The sequence below is a fragment of the Lactococcus sp. bn62 genome (genome assembly GCF_029492705.2).
Taxonomy (GTDB): domain Bacteria; phylum Bacillota; class Bacilli; order Lactobacillales; family Streptococcaceae; genus Lactococcus; species Lactococcus petauri.
The window spans coordinates 1,650,138-1,666,711 of sequence record NZ_CP120417.1 but is presented as its reverse complement, the minus strand read 5'-3'; the positions used below and the strand labels follow the sequence as shown (position 1 = coordinate 1,666,711).

Sequence of the window (16,574 nt, the reverse complement as noted above, 5' to 3'; positions counted from 1 at the left end):
TTGAATAATATTTCTATTCAAAGTGAAGTACTTCAGGAGGAGAGAAAATATGCAAAGAGGAGATATAATTACATTATCAAATGGACAAAAAGCAACAATAGTTACTGCAGATACTGATAAATTTAAAAATATTATTATTGTAGAACTTGAAGATCATGATGTACGCGTAGTTGATCGCGAGACTTTAACTCTTGCGCCTGCTAAATACCATGATAATTTCGGCTCTCACAGCAAAATATGGTAATATAAAGCTTTATTTTAAAGTTCTTATTGGACTTGATAAATATAGGTTTTAAAAAATTCAAGCTATAAACTAACCAAAAAACTAACCAACCAACTAAATTGTGTGTAAATAAAAGTCATTCGGATATATTGGAATGACTTTTATTTTATATCTTTTATAAAGACCTAGGATTAGGATATTTTAACCTCTCTATATTTGGGAGGTAAAAAATTCTTATATCTTCTGCTTTGTAACCGATGAGTAGCTTGTTCTGATCAACTATAAGGGGGCTTCTTAAGATATTGGTATTTTCAAGAATATAATTTACACTTGTGTTAAATGTTGAAGTTTCAATGTATTTTATTTGATCTAGTTTTTTGAGGCTTAGCCTAGTTGTATATTTTAAAATATCAAGAAAGCCATTATTAGTTAAAGAAAGGATATAGACTACTGCATTTTTTGTTATTAATTCTATTCTCTTTTTCTTAATGTTAATATTATGCTTTCTAAACCATTTTATTGCCTGAACACATGAAGCATTTCCTATATCATAATAAAGTTATAATTTTATTTTCTATATAAACGCATTCTAAAAATCAATACTTAAATTTTTGATTTAATTTCTTTAGAAGTTTAGTATATCAGCTCATTCATGATTTGTAAAATGAACTATGAGGTGTTATAAAACTAGATTTTTTTCGAAAAAATATTGGTTTTGACATTTAGGACAAATGTATTTAATTTGTTATACTAATTATGGTAAATACTTTATGAATACAAGATTGGATAGAAATGAAAAACTTTTTTATTAAAAGGATGATTAAAAATTTAACAGATTTACAAATTATTTTTTTGAGTTTTCTTTTTGTAGTGCTGTTAGGAGGAGGGATACTAAGCCTTCCAATATCTTCAAAAGCTGGAGAATATACCAGCTTTGTAGATTCTCTTTTTACCGCAATATCGGCCACATGTGTCACTGGATTAGCTGTCCTAGATACAAGTACATACTGGTCTTTTTTTGGTCAAATTATTATTTTGATTTTAATACAGGTTGGAGGGCTCGGCTTTATGACCTTAGTTGCTAGTATTTTCCTATTATTGAACCAAAAAGTATCCATGAAATCAAGAACTGCCCTACAAAAAACATATTCTGTTTCTCATTTAGGTTTTAAAAAATCATTAGTATTAGGTATACTATTTATTTCATTAATTGCTGAATTTATAGGAGCGGTTTTGCTTTCATTTATTTTTATTCCAGAATATGGATGGGTAAAGGGGGGATGGTTTAGTATATTTCATTCAGTATCTGCCTATTGTAATGCAGGCTTTGATCTTTTTGGAAATTCTCTTATATCTTACGATCATTCTCCTTACATTATGCTTGTTATTTCATTACTTATAGTATGTGGAAGCTTGGGGTTTATTGTTATTATGGATTTGATAGGATATAAAAAAAGACATAAACTCTCTTTACATTCTAAATTGGCACTTATTGTAACAGGAATTTTAATATTAGTTGGGATATTACTCTTTTTTATCACTCGTTTTTCTTTTTATAAAAGTGATTTTTTAGTTTATTTTGTTCAGAGTCTATTTTTTGCGATTACACCAAGAACTGCTGGATTTGCTATACAAGATTATTCCTCTTTAAGTCAAGCAAGTCTATTTCTAACAATTATTTTGATGACAATTGGAGGAACTTCAGGCTCAACTGCAGGAGGAATAAAAACAACAACAATTGGAGTTTTTATTCTTAATATAAGAGCTGTCATACGAAGAGAGAAACATACAAGATTTGGGAATAGAACTATTCCTCAAAATTTGGTTAAACAATCTTATGAATCTATTTTTTTATACTTTTCTCTTGTAATTATCTCTACTTTTATTTTATTGGTACTGGAGCCTAATTTAAAACTCGATCAAGTTCTCTTTGAAGTAGTTTCTGCTTTGTCTACAGTAGGACTGAGTATGAATGTAACACCTGAATTAAGTTCTGCAAGCAAGGGATTAATTGGCTTACTTATGTTTATTGGTCGTGTTGGAATATTTACAATCATTTACTCTCTTAATACTAAAAATAGAGAAGAAGCTCTCTATAAATATCCTGAAGAAAATGTAATGGTCGGATAATCTGGAGTGATGACAGTTAAAATTTTTAAAAGAAGTATAAGGATGAATTATGAAAAATAATTATGAATTTACCCCGATAGAGTTTAGGGAAAAAATATTACAAGATTTAGAAATTAGAATTAGCGATTCAATAATATTAGTGTGTGCTATTTTAATTGCTTCAATTGGATTAAATATGAATTCTAATGCTGTAGTCATAGGAGCTATGTTAATTTCTCCTGTTATGACACCAATATTAGCTTTAGGATATGGTCTCTCTGTTTTAGACTCTTTTGTAGTAAGAAAGTCTGCTAAATTATTGCTCTTAGAAGTAGCGGTCAGCATAATCGTAGCCTCACTTTATTTTATGATATCACCCATCAGTTATCCGAGTAGCGAAATTATTTCAAGAACAAGTCCAACCATCTGGGATGTTATCATCGCTTTTGCAGGTGGAGTGGCAGGAATCATTGGTGCGAGAAAAAAACAAGCTAATAATATTGTTCCAGGAGTGGCAATAGCTACAGCTTTAATGCCACCTTTATGTACTATTGGATATTCAATTTCAGTATTAAAATGGGAATATTTTTTAGGGTCGTCTTATTTATTTGTTATCAATAGTGCTTTCATTATCATTGCGACAGTTATTGGTATCAGAGTGATGAAATTTCCAGTACATTATAAAGTGAGTATAAACAAAAATAGAATTAACCTTTTCTTGTTAATAATTTCTATATTAATCATGATCCCAAGTATTATTTCTGCTTCATCTTTAGTTCAGGATAGTGTTCGAAAATATACCATTAACAATTTTTTGAAAAATGAATTTAATGATTACGTTATTTTGGATCAGAATTATAAAAACTCGCAGAATAAGCTTGTTTTAACAGTATCTGGTAAAGAAATTAATGCCTCTAAAATGAATAATTTAAAAGAAAGGTTATCTAGTTACGGGCTAAAAAAAGTGACATTAGAGGTAATTCAAATACCAGAATTAGGAAATTTAAAGGGTGAGGAACTTTCTAAGTATCTAGATCAATATATACAAAACAAGTTAGATGAAAGCACCGACAAGAATATTGAAATTAAAAAAGAAAAAAGTGATAGTTCAAAATAGATTAACGAATAAGGCTCCAGTATTTTTTGTTTTATTTAAGTAATATCGCTTATACTTTAAGAAGTGTTGAACTTCTCGCATTACGCCGCGAGAAGTTTTTTATTTTAGAATGATATAAAAAAGCTTACTTAATATTTAAGTAAGTTTTTTTGAGGAAGATTATAGGCAGTTGATGTTTAGTGGTTTCATTTGAAGAAGAGATAAAGTGAAGTAGATATGGCAATCAAGCCTGCATAAAGTAATGCTGGAATAATTGTTTTTCTTAGAATTTCACCTTCTTTTCCAAAGAGACCAACGACCCCACTGACTGCTACAATATTAAACACACAAATCATATTTCCAGCCGCAGCACCAATAACTTGTCCAGCTAACACTGCATTGATGGGAAGCCCAGAATCATAGGCAATATCGGCTTGAATTGAGGCAAAAGTAAGATTAGATACAGTGGTACTTCCAGTAATAAAGGAACCTAATTCACCAATAAATGGAGCAATAAATATCCACACCCCTGATAAGTATCTTGAAAGTATTTCAGCAATATAGGAAGGCATTGATAGGTGATTCCCATTGTTCATACCTGAATTTGAAAAAATTTGGACCATAATTAAAGTTACTACTAGGGTGAGTCCAGTTCTCATAATAGTTGAAAAAACATCTTTAGCAATTGGCGTAAAAAGTTTTAGTGATTTAACTTGAACAGCCAAAGCAATTAAGGAAGCAATGGTTAATATTAATCCAGGAGAATAAAGGATAGCCCATTCCGAATTTATTTCTTTAAACCCTAGGATAGTATTCCAACTCAAATTAATTGTGTTATTTAAAAAAGTTTTTACTATGGGAATTGTCCGACTAATCAGAAGAAGTAGTACTACAATACCATAAGGTAACCAGGCCTTTATTAGAGACATATTTTCTACTTTTAAATTTTGTGGTTGAACAACTTGTTTTTTTTCTTCAAGTTTTCTCCAAGGATTTTGATTAGTACTTTTAGGTAATAAAAAATTGAATCTCAATAAAACTATTGTTAGAGCGAGCACTGTGAGTGGAGTGATAATAGATACAAATTCATAACCAATTATGCGAGAATATAACCACGCAAAACTGCTATAACATACTCCAATAAATAATGTCCAGGGGATAATTTCTAACCAATCACGGTGATTTTTCTTATTTTTATTTAACATTATTGTCATTAGTAAGACTAAAATAGTTGGCATAAATGCACCACCTAGGAGGTCCAGGGAAGTTATTGTCGAAGAGACTTGAGAGAAAATATGATTTCCTTGTTCTTGAGCAGCATTACTTAAGCCAACTGTAATTGGGGTACCTACTGCACCAAATGCGGCTGGTGTAGAATTAGCGACTAATGCCAATACAACAGCAGATAAAGGTGTAAAACCTAGTGCAATAAGGAGAGGAGCAGTTACCATTGCAGGAGTACCAAATCCTGAGACACCTTCAATGAGCGCCCCAAAAAGATAAGCAACCAAAATTCCTTGAACACGCATATCAAGTGAGAGTGACTTAAACCCGGCATTAATTGAAGTAATCGCTCCGGTTTTACGTAAAACATTCAGGAGCATTAAAGCTCCGAAAAGTATCCACAAAATAGGTAAAGTTTTATGCATACCTTGTAAGATAGAAGCAAAGAGTACATCGATTGGGATTTTCCAAAATAAATACCCTGTTAAAGCAACAATTATGGCACTAATTGTCATTCCTAATCGTGCAGACATATTTAGAATCCCCAATAAAAAAAGAGGAATTAGAACAGCTAATAGAGCAATTAAAATCATAGTTATTTCATTTCTATTTTAAAATATTTTTAATATAAGTAATATACTTACTTTACTAAATTATAACATGTTTGATATGTAGAACAAATTGTTTTCATTCGCTATGAAACTTTCAAAAATGTTAAAATATGTTTGGAGGAAGTGTAAAATGAAGGAATTTAATGCACTGGTTGTACGTGAAGAAAACGAAAACATAACATATAAGATAGAAGATAATATTACGAGTAAGCAATTGAATGAGGGCGATGTATTGGTAAAAGTACATTATTCCTCACTTAATTATAAGGACATGCTTGCGGTTCAGAAAAATGGGGGTGTAATAAGAAAATATCCAATGATACCCGGAATTGATTTGAGTGGCACAATAGTAGAGTCAAATGATCCTGCTTTTTACATTGGTCAAGAAGTGTTGGTAACGGGATACGAGATGGGGATGTCACATACAGGAGGTCTATCTGAATATGCACGTATACCATCTTCTTGGATAATTCCTCTACCTACAAATTTAAGCTTAAAAGAAGCTGGACTAATGTCAAATATTTAGACACAAAATGAGCTATATTTTCTTAAAATAGTTTTCTTCTTTCTGATTTGGAGTTAAACCATTGTTTGCGGAATGAGGATTATAGTTGTTATAAAACTGTTCGATGTATTCAAAGCAAGAGAGTTGAACTTCTTGAATGGAGTGATAAGTTCTTCTGTTTATTTCCCGTTGTTTGAGGTACTTGAAAAAGGCCTCAGTGACAGCATTATCATAAGGATATCCAGGTTTGGAGTAAGAAGCAAGCAATTGATGCTCATCTAATATTTTTCTAAAGGAAGCTGATTTAAATTGGCTACCTTGATCCGAATGAAAAATGATTGGTTCCTTAGGCTTCCTCTTATTTATAGCCATCCCTAATGTGTCACAGGCAAGTTTAGCATCAATCCTGTCACTTACTTTCCAAGCAATACATTTTCTAGAGTAGAGGTCAAGGATGGCGCAGAGATAAACATGCCGTCTATGTCCTATAGAAATATAAGTGAAATCAGTTGTCCATACTTGATTCGGGGACTTAGGATTAAATTCTTGTTTAAGGAGATTATCAGAAGAAAATGCAGGAGAGTGTTTTGATTTAACTCTAGGTTTAATCGTTGACATTTTAGGGAGTGTCATAGACTTTAGAAGTCTTAAGATACGCCCCTCAGAAATATTAACGCCATAATCACGCAGGAGAATAATTTTAAAAGCTCTCGTTCCAATTCTTTTCTTGGCTTTCATATAAATCTCAAGGAGTAATTTTCTCAAGCGTTGATTTTCTATTTCACGTTTTGAGGGCTTCTTGTTTATGAAGTTATAGTAGGTGGAACGATTGACATGTAAAACACGACAGAGCATAACTGTCGTGTGTTCAAATCGGAGTCTATAGACTGCTTTTAATCTCACTTGGAGTTTTGCATGAATATGGCACTTGCTTTTTTTAAGATAAGATTTTCTTCTTCGAGTTGGGCATTCCTTTTTTGTAATTCTTGAATCTGTTTAGCAGTCAAGACCGTATTATCTTCAAGACGAACTTGAGAGTACTGGTTGATCCATTTTGCAAGTGCAGAAGGGGAGACACCATAGTCTTTACAGAGTTCGGATTGAGTTTTACCTGTTTGGTAGAGATTAACGAGAGATTGCTTAAATTCCTCGTCGTAACGTTTAAAACCTGACATAAAAGTCCTTTCATTTTTGTGTCTTAATAGACAGATTATAACACACAATTTTCTGTCCACTTTTATAGTATAGCTCCAAGCTATAATAATGGCAATACAAGGGGCAAGTGGTACGAACTGCCAGTTGATATGGGTAGAGTTGAACGAGAATTGCAGCTTGATCCAGAGCATGGGGAAGAATATGCAATTCATGATTTCGAAAATTTTTATGGATTTTCAGTAGGCGAATATTCTTCCATTAGTGAACTTAATGATTATGCGGAAAAACTAGAAGAAATCTCAGATTTAGACCATATCAAAGAATTTCTGGAAATATATTCAATAGATGATATTATTTCTTGTAAAGATGACTTGGAATTTGTAGAAGCTGAAGATGATGAAGATTTAGCAGCAGAATTGGTTGCACAAATGGGAGGAGTAGAAACTCTAAACCAAGCAACTTTAGAACAGTATTTCAACTATGCAGCTTATGGTCGTGACTTAGCAATAAGTGATTATTCTCAAACATCACATGGCTATGTACGTAACATTTAAGAAATTAGTTTAGGCAGTGATAATTGCTGCCATGTAAAAATAAAATCGGTGAATATTAAGGACGAGAGAAATCTTGTCCTTCTTTTTTTGTATATAGGGGGAAGAATGAGCAGAACAGGGATAACCGTGGATAAGAAGATGATTGATGCTGAAGGTATTTCAAACTTTTATTCTATAAAGGTTTCTACCGCTAGAAATAAAATTTGCGAAATGAAAAAAGATAAACGATTCATGCAAGGGGATTATTTTAGAATGAGCGGACGTGTATGGTTTCCAGCATTTGATGAATTTTTAAAAATAAAAGACGAGGAAAAATACAGATAAAAATGATATAATAAGTATGATTTTTATTCTGCACTTTTCCCAAAAGAAAAGGTAGGAAATATGAAAGTTGAAGATATAAAAGTAGGAAGTTTATGGTCAGAAACTAGGAAAAACAAGTTCCTCTGGCGTATGAGATACTTTAATATAGTTACAAAATCTGAGGATAAAGTTTCTGTAACTTTGACATCTAATTCAAATCAAGCTAAAACAAAAGCTAGAAAAATATTGTTAACAAAGGCTAAGCGAAAAATTGAACAAAGTGAGTTAAATATATTAAATTCGAGATTAAATATTAATTCATTAACTTTTTCTTCTGTGGCTAATTTATGGTTAAATGACTGTAGCAGAAGGCTAAAGCCGTCAACCTTAAATAATAGGCGAAAACAAATAAAACGTTTTGCTGATGAATTTGGAGATCAGGAAATGTCACAATTTACAACTTTCCAAATTCAGGTGTTTTTTAATAGTTTGAATTTAAAATCAGGTACAGTAAAAGGTTATTTTTTAACTTGTAAATCTATTTTTGATTTTGCAAAGAGAATGGAGATTATTTCTAAAGATCCTACATTGAATGTGAAATTAAGTCTTTCCAAAAAAACTTTGGAAGATATAAAAAAGCAGAATCGAAAACTGTTTACAGTGGAAGATTTAGCTAAGGTATTAAATAGGATGAGAAGTTCTGAGAATTCTCGCACGTACTTTATAGCTCTAACTATTGAATTTCTGTTTTTAACTGGTTTAAGATACTGTGAATTAGCTGCGTTAAAAGAAGAAAATTATGACCGCACAAGACGTATAATTAAAGTGGAAACTAACTTAGATTATACTAAGGGTGTGACGAAACATACTCATACCACGACTAAAACATTATCTTCTTATAGGGAAGTTGATCTCAATGATAGAGCGATCGAAATTATCGAAGAGTATCTCAAAGCTAATCATGACAATACTTATGTAGGTTATAAAAATCATGGATACATTTTTTGTACTCGTTCAGGTCAACCACATAATATTGGCCATCTAAATCGATCTTTTAAGTATTATGGAAAAGCAACGGGGCTAGATAAGCAATTCTCTTGCCATTGTATGCGCCACTCTCATATTTCATTATTAGCAGAAATGGGAATAAACCAAAAAGTGGTGATGCAAAGAGTTGGTCACGCAACATCCACTATTACCAATAATATATATACCCATGTAACACCTAATATGTCTAAAGAATTAAACAAAAAAATGAATAGAATTAACAAAATTTCTTAAGCAAATTTGGTGGGCAAAAAAGTGGGCAGAAATGAATGAAAAATAGTGATAATTAATGATATTATTATCGAAAATAAAATAATAGTATCACTGAAAAATGCTATTAAATAGGGCTTTTAAGCCATTTTTATAAAGGGGAAAGAAAATTGGCACAATTGTACTTCAAATACGGCAGTATGAATTCAGGCAAAAGTATCGAAATCTTGAAAGTTGCTCATAATTATGAAGAACAGGGAAAACCTGTTTTGATTATGACTTCTAGTTTAGATACACGTGCCGGTGTTGGTATAGTCGCAAGTCGTATTGGTATGAGTAGCGAAGCTGTAGCGATTGACGATACCATGAATGTGTATGAATATATTGAAAGCTTGCCGATAAGACCTTTTTGTGTGTTGATTGATGAAGCTCAATTTCTTAATAAACAAAATATTTATGATTTGGCACTCGTGGTTGATGATTTAAATGTCCCTGTTATGGCTTTTGGCTTAAAAAATGATTTCAGAAATGAACTTTTTGAAGGCTCAAAATACTTATTGCTTCTGGCTGATAAAATCGAAGAAATTAAAACGATTTGCTGGTATTGCAGTAAAAAAGCAACGATGGTTTTACGCATGGTTGAAGGTGAACCTGTTTATGAAGGCGAGCAACTGCAGATTGGTGGCAATGAGAGCTATATTCCAGTGTGCCGTAAGCACTATTTTCATCCATTGAAAAAGATGGAGACTAATCGTATAAACGAAGAGATATAAAAAAAGAAGTAAGGAAAAATAAAAAATGTTTGATCAACTTGAAACGATGGTAGGACGATATGAGGAGCTGGGCGAATTACTCAGTGACCCACAGGTTGTCAATGATACAAAGCGCTTTATGGAACTTTCACGTGAAGAAGCGAGTCTGCGAGATACTGTAGCCACTTATAATGAACATAAAAAGGTGCTCGAAACCATTTCTGACAGTGAAGAAATGCTTGGTGAGGGTGGCCTTGATGAGGATATGAAAGAAATGCTCAAAGAAGAGCTTTCAGAAGCAAAATCAGCCAAAGAAGAACTGGAAGAAAAGATTAAAATTCTCTTGCTCCCTAAAGATCCAAATGATGATAAAAATATTATCTTGGAAATTCGTGGCGCAGCAGGTGGTGATGAAGCAGCCCTTTTTGCTGGTGATTTGTTAAATATGTACCAGCATTATGCAGAGTCACAAGGTTGGAAATTTGAAATCATGGAAGCCAGTGTGACGAGCATTGGGGGGTATAAAGAAGTTTCAGCCCTTGTTTCGGGAACTTCTGTTTACAGTAAACTAAAATACGAATCTGGTGCTCATCGCGTGCAACGTGTGCCATCAACAGAAACACAAGGACGTGTACACACTTCAACAGCAACGGTCCTTGTCATGCCTGAAGTTGAAGAATTCGAGATGAAAATTGAACAAAAAGATCTTCGTGTGGATATCTACCATGCCTCAGGTGCTGGTGGACAAAATGTCAACAAAGTTGCGACAGCTGTACGTATGGTTCACTTGCCTACAGGCATCAAAGTTGAAATGCAAGAAGAACGTACGCAACAAAAAAACCGTGACAAAGCCATAAAATTGCTTAATACGAAGGTATTTGACTACTATCAACAAATCGAGTTGGACAAGCAAAATGCTGAACGTAAGTCCACTGTCGGAACAGGTGACCGCTCAGAACGTATCCGTACTTATAATTTCCCCCAAAACCGCGTGACCGATCACCGTATCGGACTAACTTTACAAAAGTTAGATACCATCCTTTCTGGAAAAATGGATGAAGTCATTGATGCACTTGTGGTTTATGATCAAACGGAGAAGTTGGCGGAGCTTAACAAGTAATGATCGAATTTCAATTTGAAGGTTTTAACATTCGGCTGCGTTCAGAAGAGCAAAGACGTATGGAAACGGCAAAGAGAGTGAAGGACGTTGAGACAAAAGTTCTTGTCTTTGAGGTCAGTACCCAAGAGACGCACTTTGATTTGCTCTATTGCCAAGCAATCAATCAAGATTATTGGATTACCATTGAAAATGTTGAGAGTCCTTCAAAGCATCTTCAGAGATTGGATAGACGCGTACGGATGAGCATTGACTTTTATAAGGACAATGCTTATTGTCGTCTTTGGCAAGAGCTCAAAGAAGGGGATAATTGGAGCAAACGTAAAAAAGTTCTTTCACTTCCGGAGTTTAGCAAATACAGCAGTCAATCGGTGACGGAAATTATGAAAACCTTTGATGCTTTGGCTCTAGGAAGATTGGAAAATATTGTCAATGAGAAAAATAGGACACGAAATGAAAATGGTGTCCTTTTTGCAAAAGATAATCTGAAAATCCCCATCATCGTTTATTTATTGGGGCGTGTTTTTCCTCTCCTTTAAAAGGTGAGGAGAGTGAGGAAAGAAAAAATGTTATGGATTAAGGCTGTGCGCCAATTATCTCAAGATTTGGAAGAGCCTTTCGCTCTAGAATTTGTCTGGAGAAATTTACACGAGCTCACAAAATTACAGTGGTTAAATTTACAAAGAGAAGCGATTTCAGATACGGATTTAGCTGCACTTACATCTGTCGCGCAGCGTTTGAAAAATAATGAACCGCCACAATATATTGTAGGCTGGGCTGAATTCTGTGATTTAAAACTTGCCGTGGATGAGCGTGTCCTGATTCCACGGCCAGAAACAGAAGAGCTGGTGCAGATGATTCTCGATGAAAATGAGCAAGATAGACGTACGGTTTTAGATATTGGAACAGGATCCGGAGCTATTGCTCTAGCACTGGCGGAGAAAAGAAAAGAGTGGGAGATTACTGCATCGGATGTTTCAGAAAAAGCACTTGAACTTGCTCAATTGAATGCAAAAAGACATCAAATTTCTCTTAATTTCATTCTCTCTGATGTCTTTGAAAATATTCAAGGACAGTACGATATCATTGTGTCCAACCCACCCTATATTGCCTTTGATGAAACGTATGAAATGGATCAATCCGTCATTCGCTTTGAACCAGATAGCGCACTCTTTGCTGAAAAGCAAGGTCTAGCAATTTATCAGAACATTGCTGAAGCAGCTCATCAATTTTTAAACCCACAAGGGAAAATATATTTAGAAATTGGTTATAAGCAAGGTCCAGCAGTGAAAGATTTGTTTGAGAAGGCTTTTCCTACTAAAAAAGTCCGTGTGCACCGTGATATTTTTGAAAAAGATCGTATGATAAGTGTGACATAGATGAAAATAAAACATATAGAAGTAAAGAAAGATAGATATCTCCCTTTACTTCTTTTAGCTGATGATCATGAGCATATTATGACCTATCTTGCAAAAGGTGAACTTTTTGTACTGATGGATCAGTCTGAAATTAGGGCAGTGTGTGTAGTCAGTCCGACTCTCGAAATTGAAAACCTAGCTGTAGCGTCTGATGCACAAGGTCAAGGCTATGGCAGAGCCCTGATAAACTACCTTTTTAAAAAGTACAAGTGCCAAGGTGTCATGACCGTCGGCACCGACGATATATCGGGAAATGTCCTTTTCTATGAAGCTTGTGGTTTTGAATATACCCATAAGATAAAAAATTATTTTATTGACCATTATAGTTTTCCAATTTACGAAGATGGAAAACAACTTAAAGATAAATGCTACTTAAGAAAGGAGCTATAAAATGACAGTTGAAAAAGCAATAGCAGCTTTAAAAGCAGGAGAATTGGCAGTGTTGCCAACAGAAACAGTTTACGGCATTTTCGCGGATGCAACCAACGAGGCAGCGGTGCAAAAACTTTATGCTGTAAAAGGGCGTCCTGTTGAAAAAGCCTTGAATATGAACGTGGCGGATTATGACACAATTTTAAAATATTCAGTGCATCAACCTGCTTATCTTGAAAAACTCGTGCAAACTTTTCTGCCTGGACCGTTGACGATTATTTTAGAAGCAAGTCCTGAAGTTCCTGAGTGGATTCATGTGGGGAAAACTACTGTCGGATTCCGAATGCCTTCAATTCCAGCCACACAAGAAGTGATTAAAGCTTTAGGGGTTTTAGTTGGTCCCTCTGCTAATCTTACCGGCTCACCAAGCCCACGTTTCTATGATGATTTAACATCCGCTATCCTTGATAAAGCAGCTGTTGCACTTCAAGATGATAGTGTTTATGGTCTAGATACAACGATTTTGGATCTTTCTGGTGAAATGCCTAAGATTTTACGTCAAGGGGCTATTACAGCGCAAGAACTTCTTGATGCTGTTCCAGAATTATCTGAAATTGTCTGAACAAATAATTTGGTTCGGCACTTTGCTTTAGATATAATGGTAGATGTACAAAAGCTACCCACGCAAAAGGAAAAATGCTTGAGGTAAGCATCGTATAAGGCAAAGGAGACACACATGGAAATTTATAATTTTGAAGCGTTTGATCCAGAACTTTGGGCTGCTATACATGCCGAAGAAGTTCGACAACAAGAAACAATTGAGTTAATTGCCTCAGAAAATATCGTATCCCCAGCGGTACGTGCAGCTCAGGGATCTGTCTTAACAAATAAATACGCAGAAGGTTACCCGGAAAAGCGTTATTATGGTGGGACAGAAGCTGTAGATGTAGTGGAAAACTTGGCCATCGAACGTGCCAAAGAACTCTTCCATGCAGACTTTGCTAATGTGCAGCCACACTCTGGCTCACAAGCCAATGCAGCAGCTTACATGGCCTTGATTGAGCCTGGTGACACTGTATTAGGTATGGATTTGAACTCTGGTGGGCATTTGACTCATGGTTCTCAAGTCAACTTCTCAGGTAAGATGTATAACTTTGTGTCTTACGGTCTTAATTCAGAAACAGAGTTGCTTGATTTTGATGAGATTGCAGCACAAGCTGAAAAGCATCGCCCAGCACTTATCGTTGCTGGTGCATCGGCTTACTCTCGTATTATTGATTTTTCAAAATTCCGTGAGATTGCAGACAGTGTCGGTGCAAAATTGATGGTAGACATGGCTCATATCGCTGGTCTTGTGGCTACAGGTCATCATCCAAGTCCTTTTCCTTATGCAGATGTAGTAACCTCTACAACACATAAAACATTGCGTGGCCCACGTGGGGGGCTCATTTTGACCAATGATGCGGAGCTAGCTAAAAAAATCAATAGCGCTATTTTCCCTGGTTTACAAGGTGGTCCCTTGGAGCATGTTATTGCTGCTAAAGCAGTTGCCTTTAAAGAAGCTTTGTCACCAGACTTTTCAACTTATATTGATCAAGTAGTGAAAAATACAGCAGCCATGGCCGATGAATTTAGCAGAGCTGGTTTACATGTTATCTCAGATGGTACAGACAATCATCTCTTCCTCGTCAAAGTAACTGAGCTTGGAATTAATGGTAAAGAAGCACAAAATCTCCTTGATACAGTTAACATTACCCTCAATAAAAACTCTGTTCCTGGTGAGGAACTTAGTCCTTTTAAAACAAGCGGTGTGCGTATTGGTGCCGCAGCAATCACTAGCCGCGGCATGAAGGAAGAGGAAAGCCGTAAGATTGCACAAGCAATTATTAAAGCATTATCCAATAAAGATGACGAATTTGCTCTTCAAGAAGTTCGACAATTTGCATTAGATTTGACAAAAGGGTTTCCTTTAGTCTAGAATATAAGTACGACTTTTTTAACAAAATTTCCACCAACCGAATAAAAATGAACAGTGATAAGTAAATAAAGGTGGAAATGCTAGAGAAGTTTTTAACATGAGATGGCATATAATAACAACTGGAATTGAGACATGAGCCGTCGAAAAAATGATTAGGAATAGATAAATGTTGAAAATTTTGAAGCTATTCATCAAGCTTGCGCTACTGGCAGCAGTGGTCGGAGCAGGTTTTTACGTGCACCGAACTTATAGGAACGTAAAAAACGTGATGCAATATGAAAAATCGGTTGATGCAACCCTAAAAGCTCAAGGCTTAGAGGGGGATACAAAGCTTGCATTAGCTATTATTTATACAGAGACAAAAGGGAATGCTGTTGATGTTATGCAGTCGAGCGAAAGCTTGAACGGCAATCAAAATAGTATTTCAGATGAAGATAAGAGTATCGCACAAGGTGTTTCAAACCTTTGTAAAGTTTTAGAGTACGCTGAAGACAAAAAAGTTGATATTTGGACAGGCGTTCAAGCATATAACTTTGGTCAATCCTATATAGATTATGTTGCGAAAAATGGTGGAAAAAATAATTTAGAACTGGCTGAAAAATATTCACGTACAGTTGTAGCACCTAGCTTGGGAAACACCACAAATGCAACCTATTATCATGTGACGGTTGACTCTTTGATGAACAGTGGGGGAAAACTCTACGTTAATGGTGGAAATATGTATTATGCCAATGAAGTCAAGTGGCATTTGATGCTTCTTAATCTTTTTAACTGGTAAAACAAAAAAAGACTGTTTAAGGCAGTCTTTTTTTGTTTGTTCATTAATATTTAATATCGAAATTTTTAAAGTCCGGGAATTCGTCTGGATAGATTTCGAGATTTGTGACTGAGGCAAAAGGAGTGGGCCCTTTACGAAGTTTATCTTCGAAATCTGACAAAGCTTTCTGGCTATCTGACTGGACATAAAGTCCCACCGTACCGTCGGAATTATTCCACACGCGTCCTCTAAGTTTGAGTTGACGCGCGATTTGGACCGTACCATAACGGAAACCGACACCTTGTACCTGTCCGTGAGCAATCATTTTAACCTTAGACATCCTTACACCTCCTTATAGGAAAATAAAAAATCTTCATGTATTCTATGTTATAATTATAGCAAATGGAAATTATTACAGCAAAAGACAATAAAAAAATAAAAGAAGCACGTAAACTGCTGACAAAGAAAAAATATCGCAAAAATTCTTATCTTATTGAAGGCTTTCATTTGCTAGAAGAAGCTGTCAATTCGGGAGCGAAAATTTTACAAATCTTTGTGGAAGAAAACAAATATCAACACGTTTCACACCTAGAAAATGTTCTCGCAGTGAGTTCAGAAGTTCTTAAAAGCCTATCGGATGCTGGAACACCGCAAGGTGTTGTCGCTGAGGTAGCTTTCGAAGAAGTGAAAGTTGAGTTTGGGCACGGTAAGTATTTAGTCCTTGAAAATGTCCAAGATCCTGGCAATGTCGGAACGATGATTCGGACAGCAGATGCTGCAGGTTTTTCAGCAGTACTTTGTATGGGGGATACGGCAGATATTTATGCTCCAAAAGTGATGCGAAGTATGCAAGGAAGTAACTTTCATATTCCTGTTTTGTCTGTGGCAGATTTTACGGAATTACAAGAAGCGCACATTCCTCTTTATGTTACCACTTTGTCCAACCGGTCCATCAGTCACAAAGAACTTGTAGCAGAAGAGGACTTTGCCTTAGTGATGGGGAATGAAGGTGCGGGTGTTTCTGATCAGGCAGTAGCTGTAGCGGATCAACTTGTCCATATTGAGATGCCTGGACGCGCAGAGTCTCTGAATGTCGCAGTGGCCGCAGGAATTTTGATGTTTAGCCTATAAAAAAACTGCTCA

The 16,574-nt window shown here is 35.1% G+C and carries 18 protein-coding genes and 2 pseudogenes; 16 read left to right on the top strand and 4 right to left on the bottom strand.

Translation table 11 applies throughout. The features are described 5' to 3' along the window. The first annotated feature begins 49 nt into the window (after window positions 1–49). The gene (locus tag P3G65_RS08655) at window positions 50–244 is read left to right on the top strand and encodes a hypothetical protein (protein WP_003134280.1); all 195 of its coding nucleotides are present in this window, start codon (window positions 50–52) and stop codon (window positions 242–244) included. A gap of 154 nt (window positions 245–398) precedes the next feature. Here P3G65_RS08655 and P3G65_RS11885 read toward each other — a convergent pair whose 3' ends face one another. Next, a complete protein-coding gene (locus P3G65_RS11885; protein ID WP_324249117.1) occupies window positions 399–689 on the bottom strand; it encodes an ArsC/Spx/MgsR family protein in 291 nt (96 codons plus the stop codon). Window positions 690–1,015: 326 nt separating this feature from the next. Between P3G65_RS11885 and P3G65_RS08645 the strand changes: the two genes are divergently transcribed. Both P3G65_RS08645 and P3G65_RS08640 read left to right on the top strand, forming a co-directional pair. Next, window positions 1,016–2,353, top strand: a complete 1,338-nt coding sequence (locus P3G65_RS08645; RefSeq protein WP_003134281.1) for a TrkH family potassium uptake protein — start codon at window positions 1,016–1,018, stop codon at window positions 2,351–2,353. A 49-nt stretch (window positions 2,354–2,402) separates the two neighbouring features. Continuing rightward, on the top strand, window positions 2,403–3,449 hold the full coding sequence (locus P3G65_RS08640; RefSeq protein ID WP_003134282.1) for a DUF389 domain-containing protein: 1,047 nt from the start codon (window positions 2,403–2,405) through the stop codon (window positions 3,447–3,449). Window positions 3,450–3,634: 185 nt separating this feature from the next. On the opposite strand, the gene P3G65_RS08635 is transcribed toward P3G65_RS08640, so the two are convergent. Then, on the bottom strand, window positions 3,635–5,245 hold the full coding sequence (locus tag P3G65_RS08635; RefSeq protein WP_014025153.1) for an L-lactate permease: 1,611 nt from the start codon (window positions 5,243–5,245) through the stop codon (window positions 3,635–3,637). A gap of 148 nt (window positions 5,246–5,393) precedes the next feature. Here P3G65_RS08635 and P3G65_RS08630 point away from each other — a divergent pair. Continuing rightward, window positions 5,394–5,768, top strand: a pseudogene (locus tag P3G65_RS08630) (alcohol dehydrogenase catalytic domain-containing protein); the annotation flags it as partial. 17 nt (window positions 5,769–5,785) lie between these two features. Here the strand turns inward: P3G65_RS08630 and P3G65_RS08625 are convergent. Then, window positions 5,786–6,943 (bottom strand): annotated as a pseudogene (locus tag P3G65_RS08625) (IS3 family transposase). Between the two features lie 69 nt (window positions 6,944–7,012). Between P3G65_RS08625 and P3G65_RS08620 the strand changes: the two are divergent. From P3G65_RS08620 to P3G65_RS08570, 11 genes are all read left to right on the top strand, one after another. Next, window positions 7,013–7,477 carry an antirestriction protein ArdA gene (locus P3G65_RS08620; protein WP_026063955.1) on the top strand — a complete coding sequence of 155 codons (465 nt, stop codon included), beginning with the start codon at window positions 7,013–7,015 and terminating at the stop codon, window positions 7,475–7,477. A 105-nt stretch (window positions 7,478–7,582) separates the two neighbouring features. Then, complete coding sequence (locus P3G65_RS08615) at window positions 7,583–7,801, top strand: hypothetical protein (protein WP_003134296.1); 219 nt, start codon at window positions 7,583–7,585, stop codon at window positions 7,799–7,801. A 60-nt stretch (window positions 7,802–7,861) separates the two neighbouring features. Continuing rightward, a complete protein-coding gene (locus P3G65_RS08610) occupies window positions 7,862–9,061 on the top strand; it encodes a site-specific integrase (RefSeq protein ID WP_019292109.1) in 1,200 nt (399 codons plus the stop codon). A gap of 146 nt (window positions 9,062–9,207) precedes the next feature. Beyond that, entirely contained in the window at window positions 9,208–9,810 is a 603-nt protein-coding gene (locus P3G65_RS08605) for a thymidine kinase (RefSeq protein WP_195917776.1), read from the top strand. Window positions 9,811–9,835: 25 nt separating this feature from the next. Then, window positions 9,836–10,909 (top strand): peptide chain release factor 1, encoded by a 1,074-nt coding sequence (gene prfA, locus P3G65_RS08600; RefSeq protein WP_003134299.1) that lies wholly within the window; start codon window positions 9,836–9,838, stop codon window positions 10,907–10,909. Further along, window positions 10,909–11,445, top strand: coding sequence for a hypothetical protein (locus P3G65_RS08595; RefSeq protein ID WP_003134300.1), 537 nt, complete (start codon window positions 10,909–10,911; stop codon window positions 11,443–11,445). The genes prfA and P3G65_RS08595 overlap by 1 nt, the downstream gene beginning before the upstream one ends. Before the next feature lie 27 nt (window positions 11,446–11,472). Further along, entirely contained in the window at window positions 11,473–12,285 is an 813-nt protein-coding gene (gene prmC / locus P3G65_RS08590; protein WP_003134301.1) for a peptide chain release factor N(5)-glutamine methyltransferase, read from the top strand. After that, entirely contained in the window at window positions 12,286–12,714 is a 429-nt protein-coding gene (locus tag P3G65_RS08585; protein WP_003134302.1) for an N-acetyltransferase, read from the top strand. A gap of 1 nt (window position 12,715) precedes the next feature. Next, the gene (locus tag P3G65_RS08580) at window positions 12,716–13,318 is read left to right on the top strand and encodes an L-threonylcarbamoyladenylate synthase (RefSeq protein WP_003134304.1); all 603 of its coding nucleotides are present in this window, start codon (window positions 12,716–12,718) and stop codon (window positions 13,316–13,318) included. Between the two features lie 114 nt (window positions 13,319–13,432). Then, on the top strand, window positions 13,433–14,674 hold the full coding sequence (gene glyA / locus P3G65_RS08575) for a serine hydroxymethyltransferase (protein WP_003134306.1): 1,242 nt from the start codon (window positions 13,433–13,435) through the stop codon (window positions 14,672–14,674). A 166-nt stretch (window positions 14,675–14,840) separates the two neighbouring features. Beyond that, window positions 14,841–15,452, top strand: a complete 612-nt coding sequence (locus tag P3G65_RS08570; protein WP_016170867.1) for a lysozyme family protein — start codon at window positions 14,841–14,843, stop codon at window positions 15,450–15,452. Window positions 15,453–15,495: 43 nt separating this feature from the next. Here P3G65_RS08570 and P3G65_RS08565 read toward each other — a convergent pair whose 3' ends face one another. Next, a complete protein-coding gene (locus P3G65_RS08565) occupies window positions 15,496–15,771 on the bottom strand; it encodes an acylphosphatase (RefSeq protein WP_003134309.1) in 276 nt (91 codons plus the stop codon). Between the two features lie 62 nt (window positions 15,772–15,833). Here P3G65_RS08565 and P3G65_RS08560 point away from each other — a divergent pair, with 62 nt between their 5' ends. After that, on the top strand, window positions 15,834–16,562 hold the full coding sequence (locus P3G65_RS08560; RefSeq protein WP_003134310.1) for an RNA methyltransferase: 729 nt from the start codon (window positions 15,834–15,836) through the stop codon (window positions 16,560–16,562). Window positions 16,563–16,574: the final 12 nt, after the last annotated feature.